This window comes from Streptomyces sp. 4N509B (genome assembly GCF_052245655.1).
GTDB lineage: Bacteria > Actinomycetota > Actinomycetes > Streptomycetales > Streptomycetaceae > Streptomyces.
Genome location: NZ_JBQQBZ010000045.1, coordinates 1 through 26,479 on the forward strand (window position 1 = coordinate 1; position 26,479 = coordinate 26,479).

Here is a 26,479-nt window from a genome sequence, read left to right on the forward strand (position 1 = left end):
TTGTGTTTCGGTGGTCATGGCGGGAGGGAAACGCCCGGTTATCTTTCCGAACCCGGAAGCTAAGCCTCCCTGCGCCGATGGTACTGCATGGGGGACCGTGTGGGAGAGTAGGACACCGCCGAACAAATATTGAACGAGTGCCTGGAAGCTGATTCAGCTTCCAGGCACTCGTGTTTTTTGTTGTCGTACGCGTCGCGCCCGCTGACGGTTTGTCGCCCGTGCGGTTCCCTGGTCGGGAGCTGACATTCCGTGCTCCGAGCGAGGGCTTTGTCAGAGCTTTCCGGCGGCCTTCAGGGAGAGGTAGGCATCGGCCACGACCGGGGGAAGGGAGGAGGGCGGTGCCTCGACGACCGTGGCGCCGAGGGCGCGGAGCCGTGAGACGGTGAGGCGACGTTCCGCCTCGTGCTGCGCGGCGGCAGCGGCCTCGTAGACGCCGGTGATGGTGCCCCGCGAGCGGGCCATCTCCTCGATACGGGGATCGGCGACCGCGGCCACCACAACCGTGTGGCGACGCGTCAACTGCGGAAGGACCGGCAACAGTCCAGCCTCGACGGGCGCCGCGTCCAGCCCGGTGAAGAGAACGACGAGCGAGCGTCGTGGTGCCTCGGCCAGGGCGGCGGCCGCCATGGCACGGGTGTCCGTCTCGACGAGCGCGGACTCCAGCGGGGTGAGTGCCTGGACCACGGACGGCAACAGCTGCGCTCCCGTCCGGCCACGCACGGAGGCGCGCACCCGGCGGTCGAACGCGAGCAGGTCCACCCGGTCCCCCGCCTGCGACGCGAGAGCCGTGAGAAGCAGGGCCGCGTCCATGGCGACGTCGAGCCGTGGCACATCGCCGACCCGGCCCGCCGAGGTGCGGCCGGTGTCCAGAACGAGCAGCAGGTGGCGGTCGCGTTCGGGCCGCCAGGTGCGGACGGCGACGGTGGACTGTCGGGCCGTGGCGCGCCAGTCGATGGACCGGACGTCGTCGCCGGGAACGTAGTCCCGCAGGCTGTCGAACTCGGTGCCCTCGCCCCGGGTCAGGACCGTGGTGCGGCCGTCGAGTTCCCGGAGGCGCGACAGCTTCGACGGGAGGTGCTTGCGACTGGTGAACGGCGGCAGGACCCGCACGGTCCAGGGCACGGCGTGGCTGCCCTGACGTGCGGCCAGGCCCAGCGGGCCGTGGGAGCGCACCGTGACGCGGACGGCCTCGCGGCCGCCTCGCCGCGTCGGCGAGAGATCCGTCGTCACCCTGCGCCGTTCTCCGCCGGGGACCGTGAGGCGGTGCCGGGACGCCGTGAACGCGGCTCCCGCCGGCCAGCTGCTGGGCGGCCAGGCGTCGCGCAGGTCGGCGCGGAGGGTCCGGGACGACGGGTTGGTGACGGTGAGGTGCACCCTCGCCGTCTCGCCGAGACGGACACGGGTGTCGCCGCCGCGCGTGAGGACCAGGGCACGCACGGGCGCCGCCCTCGCCAGGTCGTAGAGCACGGCCGCGAGGAGGGGAAGCGCGACGGCGAGGACACCGTGCCAGCCTGGCATCAGGCCGACGACGAGGGCGCCGACGGCGGCCAGCAGTGCGGTGCGTCCGGTGAGTGCCATGGGGAGCGGCTCCAGCCGGTCAGCGTGGGACCGGAACGTGGGACAGCAGGCCGGTGATCACGCTGTCGGGGGTGACGCCTTCCATCTCCGCCTCGGGGCGCAGCCGGACCCGGTGTCGCAGCGTGGGAAGGGCGAGGGCCTTCACGTCGTCGGGGATCACGAACTCGCGGCCCGAGAGCCAGGCCCACGCCCTGGCGGTGGCCAGCAGGGCCGTCGCGCCGCGCGGTGAGGCGCCGAGCGCCAGTGACGGGGACTCCCGGGTGGCGCGGCACAGGTCGACGACGTACCCGGTGACCTCCGGCGAGACGGTGAGCTCGGCGATGGCCGCGCGCGCCGCCGCCAGATCGGCGGGGCCGGCGACGGGGCCGACGCCGGCGGCGGCGAGGTCGCGCGGGTCGAAGCCGGTGGCGTGACGCGTCAGCACGTCGATCTCCTGCTGGCGGTTGGGCAGCGGGAGGTTCAGCTTCAGCAGGAAGCGGTCCAGCTGGGCTTCCGGCAGGGGGTAGGTGCCCTCGTACTCGACGGGGTTCTGGGTGGCGGCCACCATGAACGGCTCGGGGAGGGGGCGGGGGACGCCGTCGACCGACACCTGGCGCTCCTCCATGGCCTCCAGCAGCGACGCCTGGGTCTTGGGGGGCGTGCGGTTGATCTCGTCGGCGAGGAGGAGGTTGGTGAAGACCGGGCCGGCCTGGAAGGAGAACTCGGCGGTGCGGGCGTCGTAGACCAGGGAGCCGGTGACGTCGCTCGGCATGAGGTCGGGGGTGAACTGGACACGCTTCGTGTCGAGCGTCAGCGCGGCGGCGAGCGTGCGGACCAGCAGGGTCTTGGCGACCCCGGGGACGCCTTCCAGGAGGACGTGTCCCCGGCAGAGGAGGGCGACGACCAGGCCGGTCACGGCGGCGTCCTGGCCGACGACGGCCTTGCCGATCTCGTCGCGCAGGGCTTCGAGCGAGGCGTGCGGGCTTTGAGCGGCGGGGGCGGTCACGGGCGTGCGTCCTTGTCGTTCTCGTCCCCGGCTGAGGGCGCGGGGGGCGGGCTGGTGGTGGTCGGAGGGCGGGCGGCCGGCCCGGGGCGGGGGGCGACGCGGCCTTCGAGGGCGTCGAGCTCGTCCGCGAGACGGATGAGGGCGGAGTCGTCGGCCGGGGGAGGCCCGAAGAGGAGGGCGTCCACGACGCTGGGGCTGTCCGCGACGCGCGCGGCGATCGCCGACGGGAGCACGTCGCGTGCGTCCATGGCGGTGGTGGGGAGTCCGAGCAGCGACGTGAGGCGGCCCCGGCTGGCGGCGCGCAGCGCGTCGGCCGCGCGGCCTCGGGCGCGTGTGGCGTGGTAGAGGCGGGCGCGGCCCTCGGTGGTCTCCGCGGCGGGGACGGTGACGGGCAGGGACTCCGTGACCACGGGGCCCAGGCGCCTGGCGCGCCACAGGGCGGTGAGGACCGCGGCGATGCCCAGCTGCAACGTTGCCCAACGCCAGCCCGGGTCGAGGAGGGAGGTCAGGCTCCGCTCCTCGCCGGGGGCGGGGGCGTCGGCCGCGGACGGCATGTACCACACGAGGTGGGGGCGGGTGCCGAGGAGCTGGAGGGCGAGGGACGCGTTGCCCGCCTCGCCGAGGTGCTGGTTGTAGAGGATGTGAGGGGAGCCGAGCAGCACGGTGTCTCCGCCGTCGCCCGCCGCGAGGGCGAGCAGGGTGGGCAGCGGGATCGGGGCCTCGGGGACGGGGTAGCACGCGAAGACGACGGAGGGCGGCAGCGGCCCCTCGGCGTGGAAGCCGCCGCCCAGCAGGGCGCTGCCGGCTCGCCTCCCGGGGGCCGCGTCTGCGGCGCCGTCGGGGGTGACGCAGTCCGGGGCCAACTCGGTGGCCTCGATGGGCCCGGGGGCGCTGATCCCGGGAGTGAGGACGTCGAGGGTGTCCTGGTCGGGGGCGACGAGCACGGTGCGTCCGCCGCTGTCGGCCGCCGCTCGGTCGAGGGTGGCGCGCTGCCGGTCGGTGAGCGTGTCGGGGCGGACCACCACCACGGTGGTGTCGGGGCCCGCCGCGTCGGCCGCCTCGGCCGCGGTGGTGACCAGGGTGGTGTCGACGCCGTGGTCGGCGAGCAACTCGGCGACGGCCCGGCTGCCGTGCTGGGTGGCGGAGCGGGGATGGAGGGTGCCGTCGTCGCCCGCGTTGAGCAGGCCGAGCACCAGACCCGTGGCCAGCAGCACCGCGGCGGCGACCAGGAGGCCGCGTCCGCTGCGCCAGAGCTGGCGGGCGTCGGGGGAGACGGCTGTCGTTGCGGGGCCCTCGGACGCGCCGGAGGATCTGGGCGGACCGGGTGGTGCGGACGGTTGTGGAGGGGCGGAGGGTCCGGTCGGTTCGACGCCGTCGGCGGGGCTGGTGCGGCCGGCGGTGGTGGGGGTCATCGCGCCGTCCCTGTGACGGCGGTCAGGTCGGGCCTGGCCTGGCGCAGGCGGTCGTCGAGCTCGCGCAGCCGCGCGTGGTCGGCCGGGGTGGCGGGGCGGTCGCCGTAGGTGACCCCGTCGAAGGTGGTGGCGGCGGCGTGCAGCTCGCGGGCGTGTGCCGGGAGGGGCAGGCCGGCCTCGGCCGCGGCCTCGTCGGCCGTGCGGCCGGGGCGGGGCTCCAGCAGGGCGCGCTCCTCGAGGGAGCGGACGATCGCGCGCAGCTGCTCCTGTACGGCCTGGTCCCAACGGCCGGCGTGGGCGTGCTCCGCGGCGGCGGCGCGGTGCTCGGCGGCGGTGCGCGGCCGGTCGGTGAAGAGCGCTCCCCGTCGGCCGGGGCCCGCCGCGTTGCGCAGGGCCCCCAGGCGCAGGCGCAGGGCCACGAGGAAGCCGACCACGAGGGCCACGATGACGAGCAGGCCGACCCAGCCGCCGGGAACGGCGAACGCCGCCGACTCCAGCACGCCGAAGAGGCGCTCCCACAGCCAGCCCAGGACGCGTCGGAACAGGCCGGGCTCGTGCTCCGCGTAGATCTGCCGGGACAGCTCGCGCTCGGCGGCCTCACGGGCCGCGTCACGGCCCACGACGACCGGCGGGCCGGGCTCGTCCACGGGGAACGCCACCGCGACCGGCATGGCGTCAGCTCCCCGGCATGCCCGGAGCGCCCGGCGCGCCCTTGCCCGGATGGTCGACGCCCGCCGCGCGGGCCAGCTCCAGGTCCAGCGCCTCGCGGCGTATCCGCTGGTCGATGTAGAGGAGGGCGGTGACCCCGGCGGAGATGGGCAGCGTGATGGCGGAGGCGATGACCGCGCCGATGCCGGTGATGGTGAGGTACGTCCAGCTCAGCTCGCCCATGGAGCCGCCGAAGAGGCTGTCGGCACCCTGCCCGTCGATGACGCCGGCGAGGATGGCCACGGGGAACTCGATGATGCCGACGACGATCGTGACCAGCACCTGGATCAGCAGGGTGATGCCGAAGATGCGCCACCACGACCCGCGCACCAGCTTCCAGGAGCGGCGCATGGCCGGCATGACGCCCTGCCGCTCCAGCATCAGCGCCGGCGGGGCCAGGGAGAACTGGACCCAGAGCCAGACGGCCAGCACGATGCCGGCGATCGCGGCGATGACGACGGCCGCGACGTTGCCCGAGAGGGCGGCGAGCACGAGCGGGACGGCGACCGCGCCCACGGCCACGAGCATCACCATCAGGGTGAGGCCGAGGAGACGCAGCAACAGGGGGCGTGAGTCCAGCCACGCCTCGTTCGTGGTGACGCCGCGGCCGAGGACGGCGCGGCTGACGACGATCGTGAGCATGGCCGTGGCCAGGACGCTGCCGAGCAGCGCGACCACGCCCGACACCGAGAAGAACGCGAAGAGGTCGGTGAAGGCGTCGCGGAGCTCTTCCGAGCTGGGGTTGGGGTTGTCCTCCAGGGCTTGGAGGCCGGAGCTGTCGCTGAGCCAGACGCGGGTGGCGATGGTGGAGATGAGCTGGATGACGATGGCCACCCCGAGTGCGATGGCCAGCACCGTGCGCCAGTGGGCGCGGGCGGTGGAGACCGCGCCGTCGAGGATCTCGCCGACGCCGAGGGGGCGCAGCGGGATGACGCCGGGCTTGGCGGCCCACGCCTGTGGGTTCCAGCCGCTCCAGGCGCCGTGCTGGCCGCCCCAGCCCTGCTGCTGACCTCCCCAGCCCTGCTGCTGGCCGGCCCAGCCCTGGTGGGGTGCGCCGCCCCAGCCGGGCTGGAGCGGGGGCTGGGCCTGGTGCGGCGCGGGAGCGTGCTGCGGGGCGGGGGTGGGAGTGGGGGTGGGGGTGGGCTCGGGACGTGGTGCGTCCTCATCGGGCCCGTCGGCCTCGCGGCCGGGCGTGGCCGGGGCCTCGTGGCCGGCGCCGGGCGCGGCGTCACGACCGCCGGGGTGCGGAGCGTCGCCCCAGCCCTGCGGCGCCGCGGGCGCGCCGCTCGGCGGCGCGTCGTTCCGGTCGTCGTCCGGGGACGGCGATCCGGGCGAGGCCCAACCCGGCCTGTCGTTCACGATCTCTCCCTCCCGCGTGCCGTCGCTCGTTCAACGGCCTTCTGGCGCCCATCGTGCCACGGCGCTACGACGCTGGCGCCCGCGCTACCGGGCCTCCCGGTTTCCGGGTCGGGGGGTCGGACGGGCACACTGTGCGAATGGCCGAATCCGTGCTCTCCCCCGGAGAGGTCTTCCACGGCCCGGGGTCCTCGGTCGACCAGACGCGCCCCATGGTCGCGTGTTCCATGTGTTCCAGGTCACGTTTCACAAGTCACGATCAGGTAAATGGGATGATGATGGCATGAAGGGACGCGTACTCGTCGTCGATGACGACACCGCGCTGGCGGAAATGCTCGGCATCGTGCTGCGCGGCGAGGGGTTCGAGCCGTCGTTCGTGGCCGATGGGGACAAGGCGCTGGCCGCCTTCCGGGAGATCAAGCCGGATCTCGTGCTGCTGGACCTGATGCTGCCCGGTCGGGACGGCATCGAGGTCTGCCGGCTGATCCGGGGCGAGTCCGGGGTGCCGATCGTCATGCTCACCGCGAAGAGCGACACGGTGGACGTGGTCGTGGGCCTGGAGTCCGGCGCCGACGACTACATCGTCAAGCCGTTCAAGCCCAAGGAGCTGATCGCCCGCATCCGGGCGCGGCTGCGCCGCTCCGAGGAGCCGACCCCCGAGCAGCTCGCCATCGGGGACCTCGTGATCGACGTGGCGGGACACTCGGTCAAGCGCGGCAGCCAGGCGATCTCGCTGACGCCCCTGGAGTTCGACCTGCTGGTCGCGCTGGCGCGTAAGCCCTGGCAGGTCTTCACCCGCGAGGTCCTGCTGGAGCAGGTCTGGGGGTACCGCCACGCCGCCGACACCCGGCTGGTCAACGTCCACGTCCAGCGGCTGCGGTCGAAGGTGGAGAAGGACCCGGAGCGTCCGGAGATCGTCGTGACCGTGCGTGGCGTCGGCTACAAGGCCGGATCCAGCTGAGGTGACCGACCGGCTGTGGCGGCACGGCTCCCGGCTGCTGTCCGAGGGCGCGACGGCGACCGGCGGCCGGGCCCAGCCCGCGATACGGATCATCGGCCGATGGGCGCGTGGCCCGGTGCTGTCGCTGATGCGGCTGTGGCGGCGGAACATCCAGCTGCGGGTCGTGGCCAGCACGCTGCTGATGTCGGCGGCGGTGGTGCTGGTGCTGGGCGTCGTGGTCATCGGCCAGGTGCGCAACGGCCTGCTGGAGGCGAAGCGGCAGACCGCCCAGAGCCAGGCCGAGGGCGGCTTCGCGGTGGCGGTGAACATGGCCACCGATCCCGAGCAGTCCACCGAGGCCGGCACCGGGCAGGCCACGCTGCCCGGCAACTGGATGACCAGCATCGTGCAGCAGCTCGCCAGCGGCGGGCAGGGCGTGTACCACGTGGTGGCGCTCAGCTCCGACCTGGGCACGCCGTCGCCGGGGGACGACGGGGCGGCGCCGCGCGCGCCGCGGGCCTCCGCCGATCTGGAGGTGGACGAGACCATATCGACCGAGCTGCGGGACGCGGTCGACCACAGCACCGCCATCCACCGTCAGTACGGCACGATCCACTACAAGAACGGCTCGAGTGAGGCCGGGCTGTTCATCGGCAGGCTCCTCACCGACAACCAGGGAAACCAGTACCAGCTCTACTACCTCTTCCCGTTCACCCAGGAGGAGAAGTCCCTGAGCCTCGTCGCGGGCACCATCGCCACCGCCGGTCTCTTCGTGGTGGTGCTGCTGTGCGCGACCGCGTGGCTCGTGGTGCGGCAGGTGGTGACGCCGGTGCGGATGGCGGCCAGGATCGCCGAGCGGCTGGCCGCGGGCCAGCTGCGGGAGCGGATGAAGGTGAGCGGCGAGGACGACATCGCCCGGTTGGGGGAGTCGTTCAACAAGATGGCGCGCAACCTCCAGGTGAAGATCCAGCAGCTGCAGGAGCTGTCGCGGATGCAGCGCCGCTTCGTCTCGGACGTCTCCCACGAGCTGCGCACGCCGTTGACGACGGTGCGGATGGCGGCCGACGTCATACACGAGTCGCGCACCGAGTTCGATCCGGCGACGGCGCGCTCGGCGGAGCTGCTGATCAGCCAGCTCGACCGTTTCGAGTCGCTGCTCGCCGACCTGCTGGAGATCAGCCGGTTCGACGCGGGCGCAGCCCACCTGGAGGCGGAGCACACCGACCTGCGGGACGTGGTGCACCGGGTCGTGGAGGGCGCCGAGCCGTTGGCGGAGCGCCGGGGCAGCCGGCTGCTGGTGCGGGGCGACGCCCTGCCGGTCGTCGCCGAGGTCGACCCGCGGCGCGTCGAGCGGGTGGTGCGCAACCTCGTGGTCAACGCCATCGAGCACGGTGAGGGCAACGACGTGGTGGTGCGGGTGGCGGCCAGCGGCGACGGTGGCCCGGTCGCCATCGCGGTGCGGGACTACGGCATAGGGCTCAAGCCGGGAGAGGCCGAGCGGGTCTTCAACCGCTTCTGGCGCGCCGACCCGGCGCGGGCGCGTACCACCGGCGGCACCGGCCTCGGGCTGTCGATCGCCGTGGAGGACGCGCACCTGCACGGGGGGCAGCTTGAGGCGTGGGGTGAACAGGGTGGCGGGGCGCAGTTCCGGCTGACGCTGCCGCGTTCGGTGGGCGGCTCGTTGCGTGGTTCTCCGTTGCCGCTGGAGCCGCACGACTCGCGGGCCAGGCGTGGTGCCGCGGCGGCCGTGGCGGCGGGGGTGGCCGGCGTGCCGCGGGCCGACGGTACGGACCCGGTGGGGAGCGAGGGCATCCCCGGAGGGGCGGGCGTTCCCGCCCCGGCGCGGGCGTGGGACGAGGAGTACGAGGGTGGCGTCGGGACCATGGCGGCGGCGTCCGGTGCCGACGGGGTGGCCGGCATGGCCGGTGGAGCGGGCGCGGTCGACGGAACGGGCGGAGTCGGTGTCGTCGGCGGCGCCGACGGGGAGGGCGGAGGCCGTGAGGTCTGAACGACACGGCGGCGTGGTCCGCTGGCGGCGCGGGGCCGTCCTCGCCGTGGTCGCGCTGGTGCTGGCGGGCTGCGCGTCGATGCCCAGCAGCGGGCCGGTGCAGCCGGTGGACTCCTCGCAGCGTGCCGAGGGCGAGTCCCAGGTCCGCGTCTTCGGCGTCAGCCCAGAGGAGGGAGCGCTGCCGCACGAGATCGTGCGCGGGTTCCTGGAGGCGATCACGAGCGACGAGGCGGAGTTCGACACGGCCACGGAGTACCTGACGCCCGAGCAGCGCCGCACGTGGGACCCGTTCCAGGGCACCACCGTGCTCGCCTCGGGGCCCCATCTGTCGTCGCCGTTCACCGAGACCGCTCCGGACGGCAGCGGCGAGGTCATGATCGTCGAGGTCAACGGCACGCAGCTGGCCACGGTGGACGCGGCGCACGTCTACACGCCGGTGGAGGCGACGTTCTCGGCCATCTTCACGCTGCGGCAGGTGGACGAGGAGTGGCGTATCGACGACCTGCCGCCCGGCCTGATCATGGGCGAGGCGGACTTCCGGCGGAACTACCGCTCCGTGGACGCGTACTACTACGCCGACCTGGGCTCCGAGGCGGGTCGGGTGGGCAACGGCGAGAACGTGCTGGTCGCCGACCCGGTCTACGTGCGCCGGCGGATAGATCCGCTGACGGAGGTCGTGGCCTCGCTGCTGGCCGGGCCCAGCGCGTGGCTCGAACCCGTGGTGACGACGGCGTTCCCGGAGGGCGTCGCCCTCGCCGAGGGGGAGCGCCCGGCCATCGACGACTCGGGCATGCTCACGGTGCGGCTGACCGGTGTGCCGCGTGACTGGTCACGGGCCAGCTGCGAGCGGATGGGCGCCCAGCTGCTGCACTCGGTCCGGGAGGTGTGGACGACGGCGGAGGTGGGCCAGGTCAGGATCGCCAACCGCGCCGGAACGCAGCTGTGCGCGCTGGAGCGGGGGGACGCGGGCATGTACGACCCGGGCCTGCTGGAGGGCGACCTCGGCCAGCCGTACTTCATCGACGACCAGGGGCGCCTGGTGGCGGTGTCGGCCGGGGACACGACGATCGTGACGCCGGTCTCCGGACCGTTGGGGCGGGGGGACGCGCCGCTGCGGGACGCGGCGGTCAGCCGCACGGAGGAGTGGGCGGCCGGCGTGAGCGAGGACGGCACGGCGCTCTTCGTGGCCGCTCTCTCCAGCAGCGACACGCTGCCGGAGCCGGTGTACACCCGGCCCTCGACGGGGGAGGACGACGCGGGGCTGACGGCGCCGAGCTGGGACGGTCTGGGGGACCTGTGGGTCGTCGACCGGGACCCGGCGGGGCAGCGGCTGCTGCGGCTGCCCAGCGGCCAGGGGCCGCCGCAGGAGGTTCCGGTGGTGGGCCTGCGGGAGGGGCAGCGGGTCGAGGCGTTGCGGGTCGCGTCGGACGGGGTCAGGGTCGCGATGCTGGTGCGCGAGGACGAGCACACCGAGCTTCTGCTGGGGCGCGTGGAGCGCACGGGGCGGGGCGAGGCCGCGGAGGTGGCCGTGGACGGGCTGCGGCCCGTGGCGCCCCGTCTGGAGAACGTCGCGGCGGCGTCGTGGGCGGGCGACAGCAGGCTGATGGTGGTGGGGCGGCCGGTGGACGGCGTCGAGCAGTGGCAGTACGTGAGCACGGACGGCTTCGCCGACACCACCCCGACCATGCCGGGGCTCAACGACGTGATCGGTGTCGCGGCGGCGGAGGAGGACGGCAGGTCGTTGCTGGCGGAGACGGAGGACGGCATCGCCATCCTGGAGGACGACGCCCAGTGGCGACTGGTGCCCTCGGGGCACACCTCGGGGCCGTTCTATCCGGGCTGAGCCGGCGCACCGACCTGTCTGTATCAGGGCTGAGCTGCGCACCGAGCCTGCGCACTGACCTGCTCGACCGACGTCCTCGGGGGCGGCGGGGCGCTCCGGTCCGCGCCGCCTTCGAGGCCGGTTCGTCGCGGAGACTCCGAGTGTCTGCTTGGGTGCGCACAGTGTTGGCTGGGTGATCGCTCGTGCGGGTGAACCGTGGCGGGACGAGTGGCGCGTTGGCCGCCGGTCCGTCACTCTGGGTGACATGAGGGGTTGGTGGGAGGAAGTCTGCGGCCTGGTGCTCCCCACGGCGTGCGCCGGCTGCGGCGCGGGGCGCGTCGTGCTGTGCGAGCCGTGTCGGCGGGAGCTGTGCGAGGGGCCGGCGCGGCGGTTCCGTCCGGTGCCGGAGCCGCGCGGGTTGCCGCCCGTCTTCGCCGCGACGGACTACGCGGACCGGGCGCGCGCGGTGCTGCTGGCGCACAAGGAGCGCGGCGTGCTGGCGTTGGCCGTGCCGCTCGGGCGGGCGCTCGCGACGAGCGTCCGGGCGGTCTGCGCGGCCGTGGCGGCGCGCCGCCGGTGCGCGGTGCCGCCCGGTGGAGGAGGAGTGCTGAGCCTGGTGCCCGTGCCGTCGGCGCGGCAGGCGACGGCGCGGCGCGGACACGATCCGGTGCGCCGCATCGCGCTCGTCGCCGCGGGTGTGCTGCGGCGGGAGGGGGCGGCGGTGCGGGTGCGCTCGGTGCTGCGGCAGCGGCGCGGCGTCGTCGACCAGTCGGGACTCGGGGCGGGGGAGCGGCGGGGGAACCTCGCGGGAGCCCTGGTCGTCGCGCCCGGCGCGCTGGGGGCGGACGAGCCGGTGCTGCTGGTGGACGACCTGGTCACCACGGGAGCCTCGCTCACCGAGGCGGCACGGGTGGTCACGGCGGCAGGAGCGGGGCTGGTGGGCGCGGCGGTCGTCGCCGCCCGTCCCTGGCATACGGGGCGGTAGGGGTGCCGGGCCGCGCCTCGTGGAGGTACGTTCGGAACAAGGCAGAGATGCGCTATCCAACGTCCATCTCGACATAAGAGCATATGGTCCCCGGGCCGCCTCGGGACGTGCCGCTGACTGCCACCGGTCGTCGTCACTCGCGGCCGGCCTCGTTGATCGTCCCGCTGTCCGGGGGATGTCGATCTTCCCGCTGGGCAGGAGGAGGTGAAAGTCCCAACCCCGAGGTAGTGCCGGAGGGGCTCCCGGGCACGGATCCCTCCCGGCTGATGTGTACCAAGGGCGTGCTCCGCCCAGCGGAGCCGTCCGGGAACGGAGTTCTGCGTGGACATCGTCGTCAAGAGCCGTAAGACAGAGGTGTCGGACCGATTCCGGCGGCACGTCGCCGAGAAGCTGAAGCTGGACAAGCTGTTGAGGATCGACGGCAAGGTGACCCGCTTGGACGTGGAGGTCTCCAAGGAACCGAACCCACGCCAGGCCGACCGTTCCGACCGTGTCGAGATCACGCTCAGGCACCGTGGCCCGGTCGTCCGGGCGGAGGCGTCCGCGGCGGACCCGTACGGCGCGCTCGACCTCGCGGTGGAGAAGCTGGAGGCACGGCTGCGCAGGCAGAACGACCGGCGCAGCTGCCGCAGGGGACGGGGCCGTGTCCCGGCCAGCGCGGTCGGCACCGTCATGCGCGACGCGGCCCCGCTCAACGGCGAGGGCGAGTTCGCCGCCGAGCGCCTCATGGGCGAGGCGCCCGCCGTGCGGCAGATCGGCGGGCTCGAGGTCCAGGGGGACGGACCGCTGGTGGTCCGCGAGAAGACGCACACCGCGGCCCCGATGTCGCTCGACCAGGCCCTGTACGAGATGGAGCTGGTCGGACACGACTTCTTCCTCTTCGTCGACGCGGAGACCAAGCTGCCGAGCGTCGTCTACCGGAGGCACGGCTACGACTACGGCGTCCTCCACCTGGAGACGGACCCGCTGGCGGAGAGCGAGCCGCGAGACGCGGGAGGCTCCGTCGGCGGCTGATTCCGCGTGGCTCCACGCGTCAACCCCTGGCCGGAGACCGATCCGGCCAGGGGTTCTCATGGAATCATGAGCGTGCCAACCGATGTCTCGCGCCGCCCGGTTGGCTGGGTTGGTGAGTTCTCGGCGTGGAGGGGGCGAACGATGGTGGATGGCTTCGGGCCCGCGATGTCCCGGGGGCTGGGTGAGCGGGGGAGGGGCGCCGCGGCGGAGCCCGCGGACACCGGCGGCGGCACGACGCGGGAGCCGATTCGCGTGCTCGTGGTCGACGACCACGAGCTCTTCCGTCGTGGGCTGGAGATCGTGCTCGCCCAGGAGGAGGACATCGAGGTCGTGGGGGAGGCGGGGGACGGCGCCGAGGCGGTGGAGAAGGCGGCCGACCTGCTGCCCGACATCGTGCTGATGGACGTTCGGATGCCGCGACGAGGCGGCATCGAGGCGTGCACCTCCATCAAGGAGGTGGCCCCCAGCGCGCGGATCATCATGCTGACCATCAGCGACGAGGAGGCCGACCTCTACGACGCGATCAAGGCGGGCGCCACGGGATACCTGCTGAAGGAGATCTCCACCGACGAGGTCACCGCGGCGATCCGCGCCGTCGCGGACGGGCAGTCCCAGATCAGCCCGTCCATGGCGGCGAAGCTGCTGACGGAGTTCAAGTCGATGATCCAGCGCACCGACGACCGTCGCCTGGTGCCGGCTCCCCGGCTCACCGACCGCGAGATGGAGGTGCTCAAGCTCGTGGCCACCGGGCGGAACAACCGCGACATCGCCAAGGAGCTCTTCATCAGCGAGAACACCGTGAAGAACCACGTCCGCAACATCCTGGAGAAGCTCCAGCTCCACTCCCGCATGGAGGCCGTGGTTTACGCGATGCGGGAGAAGATCCTCGACCTCGAGACGGGGTAGACGCGGCGGCGGCCGAGCGGGCCGGTGCCGGACACGCGCCGGGTGCTCAGGGCTGGCCCGGTGCCGCGCTTGCCACCGCGTCGGCCAGCGGCCGGGCCAGCTCGACGGGCGTGGTCCGCTCCACCCGGACGTCGTCGCACTCCACCCAGCGCGCCGCCTCGACCAGGGCCTCGGCCATGGCCGGCACGGCCTTGGCGGCCCGCGTCACGGGCCCCTCGAACGCGGCGTGCCGGGCCACCAGCGTGCGCCCCTCGCGGGCGGGGTCGACCCGGCCGAGCAGGCGCCCGCCGGCCAGCAGCGGCATCGAGAAGTATCCGTATATGCGCTTGGGCTTGGGAACGTACGCCTCAAGGCGGTGGAAAAAGCCGAAGATCCGCTCGGTGCGCGGACGGTCCCAGACCAGCGAGTCGAACGGGGACAGCAACGTGGTCCTGTGCCGCCCGCGGGGCGGCTGCTCCAGGGCTGCCGGATCGGCCCACGCCGGCTCGCGCCAGCCGGCCACCGCGACCCGCACCAACCCGGTGTCGGGCAGCACGTTCTCGACCTCGGCCGCCCGCAGACGGTGGTAGTCGGCGAGATCGGCGCGGGTGGCGACGCCGAGCGCCGCCCCGGCCTGGGCCACCAGGCGCCGCACGCACTCCCGGTCGTCGAGGTCGTCGTGGAAGAGCGCCGAGGGGACGGCGCGCTCGGCGAGCTCGTACACCCGCTTCCAGGAGCGCCGCTCCCGGCAGACGACCTCACCCGTGTCCAGCAGCCACTCCACCGCGATCTTCGTCTCCGACCAGTCCCACCACGGTCCGCCCTTCTTGGCCCCGCCCAGCTCGGTGGCGGTGAGCGGGCCGGCGTCCGCCAGCCGTGCCCGGACCTCGTCCAGCGTCCGCTCCCCCTCCGCGAGGCGGTGCCAGCGGTGGCCACGGGCGCGCATCTGGCGTCGGCGGAAGGCGAAGAGCGGCCACTCCTCGATCGGCAGTACGCACGCGGCGTGGGACCAGTACTCGAAGGACTGGCCCCCCTCCCAGTACGCCGCCTCCACGGCCGGCCGGCCGACCGCGCCGAGCCGCGCGTACGGCAGCAGCTCGTGCGAGCGGGCGAGCACCGAGATGGTGTCCAGCTGCACCGCGCCCAGCCGTCGCAGCACGCCACGGACGCCGGCTCTCCGGTCGGGCGCTCCCAGCAGACCCTGGGCGCGCAGCGCGATGCGGCGGGCCTCGTCGGCGGAGAGCTCGGCGGCGGGACGGCTGGCGGCGAGCGTCGCGGTGACAGTCATGCGAGGGATCGTAGGGCCGAGCACTGACACTCCTCGCGGCACTCGCATACCATGGCCGGTGCGGCGGGGCCAATGCTCGCTGTGCCCGCGCACCACTCAAGGCCCCTGGGGCCTGCTCCCCGACCGGCAAGGAGACCAGCCCTCGTGTCCGTCTTCGACAAGATCATGCGTGCAGGCGAAGGAAAGATCCTTCGGAAGCTGAATCGCATCGCCAACCAGGTGAACTCCATCGAGGAGGACTTCGTCGATCTGTCCGACGCGGAGCTGACGGCCCTCACCGCGGAGTACAGGGAGCGGCTGGCCGACGGGGAGAGCCTCGACGACATCCTGCCCGAGGCGTTCGCCACGGTGCGCGAGGCCGCCAAGCGGGTGCTGCGGCAGCGCCACTACGACGTGCAGATCATGGGCGGTGCCGCCCTCCACCTCGGGTACGTCGCCGAGATGAAGACCGGTGAGGGCAAGACCCTCGTCGGCACCCTCCCGGCGTACCTCAACGCGCTCTCGGGCGACGGCGTGCACCTCATCACCGTCAACGACTACCTGGCGCAGCGCGACTCCGAGTGGATGGGCCGCGTCCACCGCTTCCTCGGCCTGACGGTCGGCTGCATCACGGCCGGCATGTCGCCCGCCAAGCGCCGCGAGCAGTACGCCTGCGACATCACCTACGGCACCAACAACGAGTTCGGCTTCGACTACCTGCGCGACAACATGGCCTGGTCGAAGAACGAGCTGGTGCAGCGCGGGCACAACTTCGCGATCGTCGACGAGGTGGACTCGATCCTCGTCGACGAGGCCCGCACCCCCCTGATCATCTCGGGACCGGCCGACCAGGCGACCAAGTGGTACGCCGACTTCGCCAAGCTCGCCACGCGGCTGGAGCGCGGCGAGGCCTCCGTTCCCACCAAGCAGCAGCCCGAGACCGGCGACTACGACGTCGACGAGAAGAAGCGGACCGTCGCCATCCACGACGCCGGCGTCAGCAAGGTCGAGGACTGGCTGGGCATCGACAACCTCTACGAGTCGGTGAACACCCCCCTCGTCGGGTACCTCAACAACGCCATCAAGGCCAAGGAGCTGTACAAGCGGGACAAGGACTACGTCGTCCTCGACGGCGAGGTCGTGATCGTCGACGAGCACACCGGCCGCATCCTGGCGGGTCGTCGGTACAACGAGGGCATGCACCAGGCGATCGAGGCCAAGGAGGGGGTGAAGATCAAGGACGAGAACCAGACGCTCGCCAAGATCACCCTCCAGAACTACTTCCGCCTCTACACCAAGCTCGCCGGCATGACCGGTACGGCGATGACCGAGGCCGCCGAGTTCCACCAGATCTACAAGCTCGGCGTCGTGCCGATCCCGACGAACCTCCCGATGGCCCGCCTCGACCAGCCCGACCTCATCTACCGCACCGAGGTCTCCAAGTTCAGTGCCGTCGTCGAGGACATCGTCGAGAAGTACGAGGCGGGTCAACCGGTGCTGGTCGGCACCACCTCGGTGGAGAAGTCGGAGTACCTCTCCCAGCAGCTGAACAAGCGGGGCGTGCGCCACGAGGTGCTCAACGCCAAGAACCACGCCAAGGAGGCCGAGATCGTCGCCAAGGCCGGCCGGAAGGGCGCGGTCACGGTGGCGACGAACATGGCCGGTCGTGGTACCGACATCAAGCTGGGCGGCGACCCGGAGAAGATCGCCGAGGCGGACCTGCGCGCCAAGGGACTCGACCCGGACAACCCCGAGCACCTGGAGCAGTGGACCGCGGCCCTGCCGCAGGCGTTGGAGCGCGCCGAGAAGGCCGTCGCCGCGGAGTTCGAGGAGGTCAAGGAGCTCGGCGGGCTGTACGTGCTGGGCACCGAGCGCCACGAGTCGCGCCGGATCGACAACCAGCTGCGCGGTCGTTCCGGCCGGCAGGGCGACCCGGGCGAGTCCCGCTTCTACCTCTCGCTCGGCGACGACCTGATGCGGCTGTTCAAGGCGCAGATGGTCGAGCGCGTGATGTCGATCGCCAACGTCCCCGACGACGTGCCGATCGAGAACCGCATGGTCACCCGGGCCATCGCCTCCGCCCAGGGCCAGGTCGAGCAGCAGAACTTCGAGATCCGCAAGAACGTCCTGAAGTACGACGAGGTCCTCAACCGGCAGCGCGAGGTCATCTACAGCGAGCGGCGCCGGGTGCTGGAGGGCGAGGACCTGCACGAGCAGGTGCGGTTCTTCATGGACGACACGATCGAGGCGTACGTGCACGCCGAGACCGTGGAGGGCTTCTCCGAGGAATGGGACATGGAGCGCCTGTGGGGCGCGTTCAAGCAGCTCTACCCGGTGTCGGTGACCGTGGAGGAGTTGGAGGAGGAGGCCGGCGGCCGTGAGGGACTCACGGCGGAGTTCATCGCGAACACCGTCAAGGAGGACGTCCACCGCCAGTACGACAAGCGGGAGAAGGAGCTCGGCTCCGAGGTGATGCGGGAGCTGGAGCGCCGCGTGGTGCTGTCGGTGCTGGACCGCAAGTGGCGCGAGCACCTCTACGAGATGGACTACCTCCAGGAGGGCATCGGGCTGCGCGCGATGGCACAGCGTGACCCGGTGGTCGAGTTCCAGCGCGAGGGCTTCGACATGTTCACGGCCATGATGGACGGGATCAAGGAGGAGTCCGTCGGTTACCTGTTCAACCTGGAGGTCCAGGTTGAGCGGCAGGTCGAGCAGGTGCCCGTGCAGGGTGGCGCGAAGGCCCCGGCGGAGCAGGGCGAGCCGCAGGCCGCGGTGGCCGCGGGCGCGGCGCGGGCGACCGCTGCCGGCGGTGGCGCGCAGGCCGCGGCGGGCGCCCAGGGGGCGCCGGCGATCCGGGCCAAGGGACTCGAGATGCCCAAGCGCGCGAACCGGCTGCACTACTCGGCGCCCACCGTGGACAGCGCCGGCGGCGTCGTCGAGGGCGACTTCGCCACGGACGGTGGCGGCGAGGCGGGGGCCGGCTCCCGGTCCGGCGGCGCGGCCGGTGCCGGCGGCTCGGACCAGCAGGGCATGAGCCGCGCGGAGCGCCGCAAGGCCCAGAAGGGCGGCCGTCGCCGCAAGAAGTGAGGCTGACGCCGGGGTGCTCGTCGCGCCCGGCCGGACGGCCGGGCGCCGCCCGGACCTCTCGGTGTGACTGACGGTGTGGCCCCGCACGGTTTCGGCGTGCGGGGCCACACCGTCGGCGTTTCAGCGCACCGTGTCGAGTTCGACGGCGCAGCACAGCCAGCGGCCGTTGTCCGCGCGTTCCAGCCGGAAGGCCAGCGCGCGCGTCCTGCCACCCGCGGCGACGCGGGCGAACGCCTCGATCACGTCGGGGTGCGGGAGGCAGGCGCCGACGCCCCGCAGCGTCGGCGCGCCGCGCTGACCTGGTGGGGGACGGAGCGGGGTGCGTGGCGCGACGCGGCTGAGCTGCTCGTAGGCCCGGTCGCGGGTGTGGCCGAGGAGCGAGTGGACCGGCCTGACGCCGCTGAGGACGAGCAACAGCTGTTCCGCGAACCAGTGATGAGGCGCGCGTCGTCCCCGTGCCCTGGCCGGGCCGGCCGGGCGGCGAAGGTCCGATCGTCGTGGTGGCGCGGTCGGGCCGCCGGGTCCGCGCTCGATCCGCCGCGTGCGAGTGGTCTGACCACTCATGTGATCACCCCCGTGTCGTGCCGAGATAATGCTACCGAACGGTAATTTACGCGGATCGTAATCACCCAGGCACGGACTGGGCAAGGCAGGACGGGGGCGATCGGGCGCACGTCGGCCGGCGCGCCCCGTATCCTTGCCCGGTGCGCGTCTACGTCCCCCTCACGCTCCCCGGTCTCGCGCGACTGCGCCGGTCAGGCCAGGTGGAGCCGGCGCCCCTGACCGCCTACGCCGTCACTCCGGGACTGCGGGCGTGGTACGGCGCGGACGACCAGGAGGAGCTGGAGTACGCGGCGCTCGGCGCCGCCGGCGAGGCGTCGCTGCGGCTGCTCGCGGCCGAGCCCGCCGCGCCGCGGCGGCGCGTGGTCCTCGCGGCCGACGTGCCGGATCCGACCGTGCGGGCCGAGCCGGGCACGGGCGGGGCGCCGGGAGAGGTCCGACTGGTCGAGCCCGTGGCGCTGCGGCGGGCGGCCTCGGTCCACGTGGACGGGGAGGACGCCGAGGACGACGTCGCGGCGGCGGTCGCCGCCCTGGCACCGGCCGACCCGGGCGCGGAGGGAACGGCGGACACGGCGGGAACGCCGGGCGGGGCGGCGCTGGACCGGCTGCCGGACGGGCTGCGGGGCGCGGTCGCCGAGCACGAACTGCTCTGGTACGCCGTGCAGGAGATCGAGGACCTGGTGCGCGGGCGCCCGTGAGGACGTGAGCCGGTCAGGCGTCTGAAGCCGGCCGGGCGCGGGGGCCGGAACAGGACAAGGGGACACCGGCGGCGCACGCGGCGGCAGGCGCGCGGGGTGGGCGCGGAGGCGCATATCTCGTCGCGGTTGTCAGTGGCGCCCCGTACCGTCATAGGCATGGTTGAACCGACCCGCGAGACCAGGAAGCGCCGTTCCGACTCCGCCCGCGCCCACATCGTCTGGGACTGGAACGGCACGTTGCTCCACGACATCGACGTCGTGCTGGAGGCGACGAACGCCTCGTTCGCCGAGGTCGGGATACCGCCCATCACCCTGGAGCGGTACCGCGAGCTGTTCTGCGTGCCGATTCCCCAGTTCTACGAGCGGCTGATCGGGAGGCTGCCCTCCGCGGAGGAGTGGGCGGTGCTGGACAGCTCCTTCGACCGGCACTACACCGCGCGGGCCGAGGGCGTCGGCCTGGCCGAGGGGGCCGCCGCCGTGCTCGCGTCCTGGCAGGAGGCCGGCGGCACGCAGTCGATGTGTTCGCTCGCGGCCCACGAACGGCTCAGGACCACGGTGGCCCGCCTGGGTATCGACCGCCACTTCGTGAGAATCGACGGGAACAGCGGCGACGGCGTGATGCGGGGGAAGTCCGACCAGATGGCGCGCCACGTCGCGGCGCTCAGAGCCAGCCTGGACGGGCTCGACCCCGCCAGGACCGTCGTCATCGGAGACGCCGTGGACGACGCGCTGGCGGCGGCCCACGCCGGGGCCAGGGCGGTGCTGTACACGGGCGGCTCCCACAGCCGCAGCCGGCTGCTGGACGCGGGAGTGCCCGTGGTGGACAGCCTCGCGGAGGCCGTGGTCGTCGCGGAGGAACTGGCCGGGGCCATACCCACGGAGCGCTGAGGCCGAGCGGCCGGACGCCCGCGCGACCGGGCGGAGCCGTCCTCCCTCGGCGCGGAGCGAGCCTCGGGTGAGGTGGGACACCGGCCCGCGCCGGGCGGGCAGGCGGCAGAGTATGTTGGTTGAGTGATGAGTGCGATTGCCGTCGCGGTGCCAGCCGGAGACGGCTGGCTTCCTCCGCTCGGGATCGCGCTGGTCCGCCCCCGCCCCCACGGGCCGGGACCGAAGGACCGACCGGGAGCGGCTCTCCCCAGGGACGCACGCGTCAGGGGATCGAGCACCGCACCGACACCCCATTCGACGTCGCGCAACGGCGCGCGGCGTTCGCGGCGTTTGGAGCCACAGGAACCATGCACAACAAGCAACTGGACGAGGAAAAGGCCAAACTGCTGGCACAGGCCGCCGAGGTAGCGAAGCGGACACCGGCCGGCGGGCACGCGGCGTCCGTCATCGACCACGCCGCCCTCGGCAGTTACCTCCAGCGCTACTACCTCTACGTGGCCCCCGAGGACCTCACCGACCGGCAGCCCGAGGACGTCGCAGGCGCCGCCCTCACCCACAGCAAGCTCGCCGCCCACCGCCCCCAGGGCACCGCCAACGTCCGCGTCCACACGCCGACGATCGACGAGATGGGCTGGACCTGCAGCCACACCGTGGTGGACGTCGTCACCGACGACATGCCGTTCCTGGTGGACTCCGTCACCAACGAACTGACCCGCCAGCACCGCGGCATCCACCTCGTCATCCACCCGCAGATCGTGGTGCGTCGCGACGTCACCGGCCGGCTCCTGGAGGTCCTCGACGCCGGACGCGACCCCGAGGGCCCCTCGGCCACCACGTACCAGCCGGACCAGCTGCCGGCCGACGCGGTCATCGAGTCGTGGATCCACGTGGAGACCGACCGCGAGACCGATCGCGAGGATCTCGCCCAGATCGAGGCCGACCTGCGCCGCGTCCTCGGCGACGTCCGCGAGGCGGTCGAGGACTGGCACAAGATGCGCGCCGCCGCCCTCCAGATCGCCGACGGTCTGCCCAGCGAGCCGTTGTCGGACCGGATCGAGCAGCGGGAGATCGACGAGGCCGGCGAACTGCTGCGCTGGCTGGCCGACGACCACTTCACCTTCCTCGGGTACCGCGAGTACGAGCTCGTGCGGGACGAGGACGGCGGGGACCGGGACCAGCTGCGCGCGATCCCCGGCACGGGGCTCGGTATCCTGCGCTCCGACCCGACGCACGACCGCGGCGCCCAACACCCCTCGGCCTCGGCGGCGTTCAACCGCCTGTCGCCCTCGGCGCGCGCGAAGGCCCGCGAGCCGCGGCTGCTCATCCTCACCAAGGCCAACAGCCGCGCCACCGTCCACCGCCGCTCGTACCTGGACTACGTCGGTGTGAAGACGTTCGACGCCGAGGGCAACGTCGTCGGCGAGCGCCGCTTCCTCGGCCTCTTCTCCGCCGCCGCCTACACCGGATCGGTGCGGAAGATCCCGGTCGTCCGCCGCCGCGTCGCGGAGGTCCTCGCCGCGGCCGGCTTCGCCGCCGACAGCCACAGCGGCCGCGACCTGCTCCAGATCCTGGAGACCTACCCGCGCGACGAGCTCTTCCAGACCCCCGCGAGCACCCTGCGCACCATCGCCACCGCCGTCCTCCAGCTCCAGGAGCGGCGCCGGCTGCGGCTCTTCCTGCGCCAGGAGGAGTACGGCCGGTACTACTCGGCGTTGGTGTACCTGCCACGGGACCGGTACACCACGTCCGTGCGGCTCCGCCTGACGGAGATCCTCCGCGAGGAGCTCGGCGGCACCGGCGTCGACTTCACCGCGTGGAACACCGAGTCCGTCCTCTCCCGGCTGCACTTCGTGATCCGCGTCGAGCCCGGCACCGAGCTGCCGGAGCTCACCGAGTCCGAGGTGGACCACATCGAGGCCCGCCTGGCGGAGGCCTCCCGGTCGTGGACGGACGGCTTCGCGGAGGCGCTGCTGGCCGAGTTCGGCGAGGAGCACGCCGCCGAGCTCTCCCGCCAGTACCTCGACGCCTTCCCCGAGGGGTACAAGGCGGACTTCCCACCCCGTGCAGCCGTCTCCGACCTCCAGTACCTCATCGGCCTGACCCCGCGGGAGGCCGCCGAGCCCGCCGTCCCGGAGCCCGCCGGCCGCGACTTCGCGCTGAGCCTGTACGAGCCGGTCGGCGCGGGCGCCGGGGAGCGCCGCTTCAAGATCTACCGCACCGGTGAGCCCGTCTCGCTCTCCTCCGTCCTCCCCGTCCTGCACAACCTGGGCGTCGAGGTCGTCGACGAACGCCCGTACCTGCTGCGTCCGGCGGAGGGCTCCCCCGCCTGGATCTACGACTTCGGTCTGCGGATCCCCGAGTCGCTGGCGCGGAACCTCGGGGGCGACGCCCGCGAGCGGTTCCAGGACGCCTTCGCCGCCGCGTGGACGGGCGCGGCCGAGGACGACGGGTTCAACGCGCTGGTCCTCTCCGCCGACCTGAGCTGGCGGCAGGCGATGGTGCTGCGCGCCTACGCCAAGTACCTGTGGCAGGCCGGGGCCCGCTTCACCCGCGAGAGCATGGAGACCACGCTCCGCAGGAACGACCACACCACCAGGCTGCTGGTGAAGCTCTTCGAGGCGCGGCTGTCACCGCAGCGCCAGGCGGCGGGTCTGGAGTTGACCGACGCCCTGCTCGCCGAGCTCGACTTCGCGCTGGAGGACGTGGTCAACCTCGACGAGGACCGCATCCTGCGTGCCTTCCTCACCGTCATCAAGGCCACCCTGCGCTGCAACCACTTCCAGAACGCCAGCGACGGCCGCCCCCACGCGTACCTGTCGATGAAGCTCGACCCGAAGGCCATCCCCGAGCTGCCCGAGCCCCGCCCGGCCGTCGAGGTCTGGGTGTACTCGCCGCGTGTGGAGGGCGTCCACCTGCGCTTCGGCACGGTCGCCCGCGGCGGCCTGCGGTGGTCCGACCGGCGGGAGGACTTCCGCACCGAGATCCTGGGCCTGGTGAAGGCGCAGGAGGTGAAGAACACCGTCATCGTCCCCGTGGGCGCGAAGGGCGGCTTCGTCGGCAAGCAGCTGCCCGACCCCGCGGCCGACCGGGACGCGTGGCTGGCCGAGGGCATCGCCTGCTACCGCACGTTCATCTCCGGACTGCTCGACATCACGGACAACATGGTCGACGGCGAGATCGTCCCGCCCGCCTCGGTGGTGCGGCACGACGGCGACGACCCGTACCTCGTCGTCGCCGCCGACAAGGGCACCGCCTCCTTCTCCGACATCGCCAACGAGGTGGCCGTCTCCTACGGCTTCTGGCTCGGCGACGCCTTCGCCTCCGGCGGCTCCGCCGGCTACGACCACAAGGGCATGGGCATCACCGCCCGCGGCGCGTGGGAGTCCGTCAGACGCCACTTCCGCGAGCTCGGCCACGACACCCAGACACGGGACTTCACCGTCGCCGGCATCGGCGACATGTCGGGCGACGTCTTCGGCAACGGCATGCTCCTGTCCGAGCACATCCGGCTCGTCGCCGCCTTCGACCACCGCCACATCTTCATCGACCCCGACCCCGACGCCGCCACCTCCTACGCGGAGCGCCGTCGGCTCTACGGGCTGCCCCGCTCCTCCTGGGCGGACTACGACAGCGCGCTCATCTCCAAGGGCGGCGGGGTCTATCCCCGCACCGCGAAGTCCATCGGGCTCACCCCCCAGGCCCGTGAGGCCCTCGGCATCGATCCCACGGTCACCGTGCTCACCCCCGCCGAGGTGATGAAGGCCATCCTCAAGGCCCCCGTCGACCTGCTGTGGAACGGCGGCATCGGCACCTACGTGAAGTCCTCCGCCGAGTCCCACGCCGACGCCGGGGACAAGGCCAACGACGCCATCCGCGTCAACGGCCGCGAGCTGCGCGCCCGCGTCGTCGGCGAGGGCGGGAACCTCGGCCTCACCCAGCGCGGCCGGATCGAGTACGCCGAGGCCGGCGGCCGGTGCAACACCGACGCCATCGACAACAGCGCGGGCGTCGACACCTCCGACCACGAGGTCAACATCAAGATCCTGCTGAACGCGGTGGTCGCCGCGGGCGACCTGACCGTCAAGCAGCGCAACGCCCTGCTCGCCGGGATGACCGACGAGGTCGCCAGCCTCGTGCTGCGCACCAACTACGCCCAGAACGTCGCCCTGGCCAACGCCCAGACCACCGCGCCGGGGCTCATCCTCGCCCACCGGCGGCTGATCCGCCGGCTGAGCGAGGAGGGGCGGCTCGACCGGGAGCTGGAGTTCCTGCCCTCCGACGAGGAGATCGACGAGCGGCGTGCCGCCGGCAGGGGGCTCACCCAGCCGGAGCTGTCGGTGATGATGGCCTACGCCAAGCTGACCCTCACCGCCGAGCTCGTCGGCACGGAGCTGCCCGACGACCCCTACGTGGGCCGCCTGCTGTACGCGTACTTCCCGAGCGCGCTACGGGAGCGGTTCGCCGCGCAGATGGAGAGCCACGCGCTGCGTCGCGAGATCATCACCACGGTCCTGGTCAACGACACGGTCAACGTGGGCGGCTGCTCCTTCGTCCACCGCATGGGCGAGGAGTCCGGGGCCTCCACGGAGGAGATCGTCCGCGCCCACACCGCCTCGCGCGCGATCTTCGGCCTCGCCGAGATCTGGGACACCGCCGAGCAGCTCGACAGCCACGTCGACGCGGACGTCCTCACCCGCATCCGCCTCCACGCGCGGCGGCTGGTGGAGCGCGGCGCCCGCTGGCTGTTGAACAACCGGCCCCAGCCACTGAAGCTGACGGAGACCATCGAGCTGTTCTCGGACCGCGTCGAGCAGGTGTGGGCCGAGCTGCCGAAGCTGCTGCGCGGCCAGGACCTGCGGGCCCACGGGGAGATGCACGAGACGCTCACCTCCCAGGGCGTCCCCGCCGACCTCGCCCAGCAGGTCGCCGGCCTGTCCGCGGTCCTCCCGGCGCTGGACATCGTCGCCGTCGCCGACCGCACCGGTCGGGAGCTGCTGGACGTCGCCGAGGTGTACTACCACCTCGGGGACCAGCTCGGCATCTCGCAGCTGCAGGACCGTATCAGCGAGCTGCCGCGGGCGGACCGCTGGCAGTCGATGGCGCGCACGGCGATCCGCGAGGACCTCTACGCCGCGCACCAGCTGATCACGGCCGACGTGCTGGCGGCGGGTGGCCCCGACGCCACGGGCGAGGAGCGGTTCGCGGCCTGGTCGGAGCGGAACGCCGCCATCCTCGGCCGCGCCCGCGCCACGCTGCGCGAGATCCAGTCCTCCGACACCTTCGACCTCGCCAACCTCTCGGTCGCCATGCGCACGATGCGCACCCTGCTGCGCAGCAACCGCTGACCCGCCCGACAGACCGCCCAGGAACCCGTCCGTCGAACCCGTCCGTCGGGCCCGTCCGTCGGGCCCGTCCACACCCGGCGGTCCCCACCGGACGGACACGAACGAGGCGCCGGGCCGGGCACCTCGATGTTGCTGCCGAACTGCCGCATCTGCTGCTGGAGCGCCACCGTCATCGGCGGCGAGCTGGTGTCGGCGAAGATCAGCGCCACCAGCATGTCGTTCCACACCCACATGAACTGGAAGATGCCGAGCGCCGCGATGGCCGGGCCGCCCAGCGGCAGCACCACGCGGGCGAAGAGCCGGATCTCCCCCGCCCCGTCCAGCCGCGCCGCCTCCAGCAGCTCCCGCGGGATCTCCGCGAAGAAGTTCCGCAGCAGGAAGATCGCGAACGGCAGGCCGAAGGCGGTGTGGAAGATGATCACCGCCAGCGTGGTCCCGAAGATCCCCAGCGTCTCGAAGAGGTCGGCCACCGGGATCAGCGCCACCTGCACCGGCACCACCAGCAGGGCGACCACCAGCAGGAACCACCAGTCGCGGCCGGGGAAGTCCAGCCACGCGAAGGCGTAGGCCGCCAGCGCGCCGATGACGACGACGGCGAGGGTGGAGGGGACGGTGATCGCCAGCGTCGTCCAGACGGAGTCGGTGAAGACCTCGTTGCTCAGCAGGGTGTCGTAGTTGTCCCAGGTGAGCTGGTCGAGGTTGGTCAGCGACTCCCACCAGCCGGAGGCGGCGACGTCCCGCGGGTCCCGGAGGGAGGAGACGAGCAGCCCGGCCGTCGGCAGCAGCCACAGCGCGGCGATCACGACGAGGAAGACCCGCACGACGCCACCCGCGGTGAGCGACACCAGGCGCGAGGACAGGGACGGCGTCTCCTTCCCCGCCGAGGTCTCGCGCCGGTCCGGGGCCGGTGGCTCTGGCGCCTGAGCGGTCATGGTGGGTG

At 72.8% G+C, this 26,479-nt stretch carries 17 protein-coding genes, 1 rRNA gene and 1 pseudogene; 11 read left to right on the forward strand and 8 right to left on the reverse strand.

Annotated elements, in window-relative coordinates; genetic code table 11:
• Positions 1–6 precede the first annotated feature (6 nt).
• Positions 7–124, forward strand: a 5S ribosomal RNA gene (rrf, locus tag ACTWP5_RS28245).
• Positions 125–270: 146 nt separating this feature from the next.
• Here rrf and ACTWP5_RS28250 read toward each other — a convergent pair.
• From ACTWP5_RS28250 to ACTWP5_RS28270, 5 genes are read right to left on the reverse strand one after another with little or no spacing between them, the layout of a single operon-like run.
• On the reverse strand, positions 271–1,578 hold the full coding sequence (locus ACTWP5_RS28250) for a DUF58 domain-containing protein (protein ID WP_443223985.1): 1,308 nt from the start codon (positions 1,576–1,578) through the stop codon (positions 271–273).
• A 19-nt stretch (positions 1,579–1,597) separates the two neighbouring features.
• Positions 1,598–2,563, reverse strand: a complete 966-nt coding sequence (locus ACTWP5_RS28255) for an AAA family ATPase (protein WP_443223986.1) — start codon at positions 2,561–2,563, stop codon at positions 1,598–1,600.
• Entirely contained in the window at positions 2,560–3,975 is a 1,416-nt protein-coding gene (locus ACTWP5_RS28260; RefSeq protein ID WP_443223987.1) for a DUF4350 domain-containing protein, read from the reverse strand. Before ACTWP5_RS28260 ends, ACTWP5_RS28255 begins: the two co-directional genes overlap by 4 nt.
• Positions 3,972–4,646: a DUF4129 domain-containing protein gene (locus ACTWP5_RS28265; RefSeq protein ID WP_443223988.1), complete on the reverse strand. Its 675-nt coding sequence runs from the start codon at positions 4,644–4,646 to the stop codon at positions 3,972–3,974. The genes ACTWP5_RS28260 and ACTWP5_RS28265 overlap by 4 nt, the downstream gene beginning before the upstream one ends.
• 4 nt (positions 4,647–4,650) lie before the next feature.
• Positions 4,651–6,042: a DUF7544 domain-containing protein gene (locus tag ACTWP5_RS28270; RefSeq protein ID WP_443223989.1), complete on the reverse strand. Its 1,392-nt coding sequence runs from the start codon at positions 6,040–6,042 to the stop codon at positions 4,651–4,653.
• Positions 6,043–6,322: 280 nt separating this feature from the next.
• Between ACTWP5_RS28270 and mtrA the strand changes: the two genes are divergently transcribed.
• The 6 genes from mtrA to ACTWP5_RS28300 all read left to right on the forward strand — a co-directional run bounded on the left by mtrA (position 6,323) and on the right by ACTWP5_RS28300 (position 13,714).
• A complete protein-coding gene (gene mtrA / locus ACTWP5_RS28275; protein WP_347584395.1) occupies positions 6,323–7,000 on the forward strand; it encodes a two-component system response regulator MtrA in 678 nt (225 codons plus the stop codon).
• A gap of 1 nt (position 7,001) precedes the next feature.
• Complete coding sequence (gene mtrB, locus ACTWP5_RS28280; RefSeq protein ID WP_443223990.1) at positions 7,002–8,987, forward strand: MtrAB system histidine kinase MtrB; 1,986 nt, start codon at positions 7,002–7,004, stop codon at positions 8,985–8,987.
• Entirely contained in the window at positions 8,977–10,830 is a 1,854-nt protein-coding gene (locus ACTWP5_RS28285; RefSeq protein ID WP_443223991.1) for an LpqB family beta-propeller domain-containing protein, read from the forward strand. The genes mtrB and ACTWP5_RS28285 overlap by 11 nt, the downstream gene beginning before the upstream one ends.
• Positions 10,831–11,074: 244 nt before the next feature.
• A complete protein-coding gene (locus ACTWP5_RS28290) occupies positions 11,075–11,794 on the forward strand; it encodes a ComF family protein (protein ID WP_443223992.1) in 720 nt (239 codons plus the stop codon).
• A gap of 321 nt (positions 11,795–12,115) precedes the next feature.
• Positions 12,116–12,808 carry a ribosome hibernation-promoting factor, HPF/YfiA family gene (hpf, locus tag ACTWP5_RS28295; RefSeq protein WP_443223993.1) on the forward strand — a complete coding sequence of 231 codons (693 nt, stop codon included), beginning with the start codon at positions 12,116–12,118 and terminating at the stop codon, positions 12,806–12,808.
• Between the two features lie 165 nt (positions 12,809–12,973).
• Positions 12,974–13,714 carry a response regulator gene (locus ACTWP5_RS28300; protein WP_443224020.1) on the forward strand — a complete coding sequence of 247 codons (741 nt, stop codon included), beginning with the start codon at positions 12,974–12,976 and terminating at the stop codon, positions 13,712–13,714.
• A 46-nt stretch (positions 13,715–13,760) separates the two neighbouring features.
• Here ACTWP5_RS28300 and ACTWP5_RS28305 read toward each other — a convergent pair whose 3' ends face one another.
• Entirely contained in the window at positions 13,761–14,981 is a 1,221-nt protein-coding gene (locus tag ACTWP5_RS28305) for a winged helix-turn-helix domain-containing protein (protein WP_443223994.1), read from the reverse strand.
• Between the two features lie 144 nt (positions 14,982–15,125).
• Here ACTWP5_RS28305 and secA point away from each other — a divergent pair, with 144 nt between their 5' ends.
• Complete coding sequence (secA, locus tag ACTWP5_RS28310; RefSeq protein ID WP_443223995.1) at positions 15,126–18,047, forward strand: preprotein translocase subunit SecA; 2,922 nt, start codon at positions 15,126–15,128, stop codon at positions 18,045–18,047.
• Positions 18,048–18,167: 120 nt separating this feature from the next.
• Here secA and ACTWP5_RS28315 read toward each other — a convergent pair whose 3' ends face one another.
• Positions 18,168–18,611 carry an Rv3235 family protein gene (locus ACTWP5_RS28315; RefSeq protein ID WP_443223996.1) on the reverse strand — a complete coding sequence of 148 codons (444 nt, stop codon included), beginning with the start codon at positions 18,609–18,611 and terminating at the stop codon, positions 18,168–18,170.
• Positions 18,612–18,751: 140 nt separating this feature from the next.
• Here ACTWP5_RS28315 and ACTWP5_RS28320 point away from each other — a divergent pair, with 140 nt between their 5' ends.
• The 3 genes from ACTWP5_RS28320 to ACTWP5_RS28330 all read left to right on the forward strand — a co-directional run bounded on the left by ACTWP5_RS28320 (position 18,752) and on the right by ACTWP5_RS28330 (position 25,539).
• Complete coding sequence (locus tag ACTWP5_RS28320) at positions 18,752–19,306, forward strand: DUF6912 family protein (protein WP_443223997.1); 555 nt, start codon at positions 18,752–18,754, stop codon at positions 19,304–19,306.
• Between the two features lie 156 nt (positions 19,307–19,462).
• Positions 19,463–20,194: an HAD family hydrolase gene (locus ACTWP5_RS28325; protein WP_443223998.1), complete on the forward strand. Its 732-nt coding sequence runs from the start codon at positions 19,463–19,465 to the stop codon at positions 20,192–20,194.
• A gap of 347 nt (positions 20,195–20,541) precedes the next feature.
• Complete coding sequence (locus tag ACTWP5_RS28330; RefSeq protein ID WP_443223999.1) at positions 20,542–25,539, forward strand: NAD-glutamate dehydrogenase; 4,998 nt, start codon at positions 20,542–20,544, stop codon at positions 25,537–25,539.
• A gap of 110 nt (positions 25,540–25,649) precedes the next feature.
• Here ACTWP5_RS28330 and ACTWP5_RS28335 read toward each other — a convergent pair.
• Positions 25,650–26,471 (reverse strand): annotated as a pseudogene (locus ACTWP5_RS28335) (carbohydrate ABC transporter permease); the annotation flags it as partial.
• Positions 26,472–26,479 lie beyond the last annotated feature (8 nt).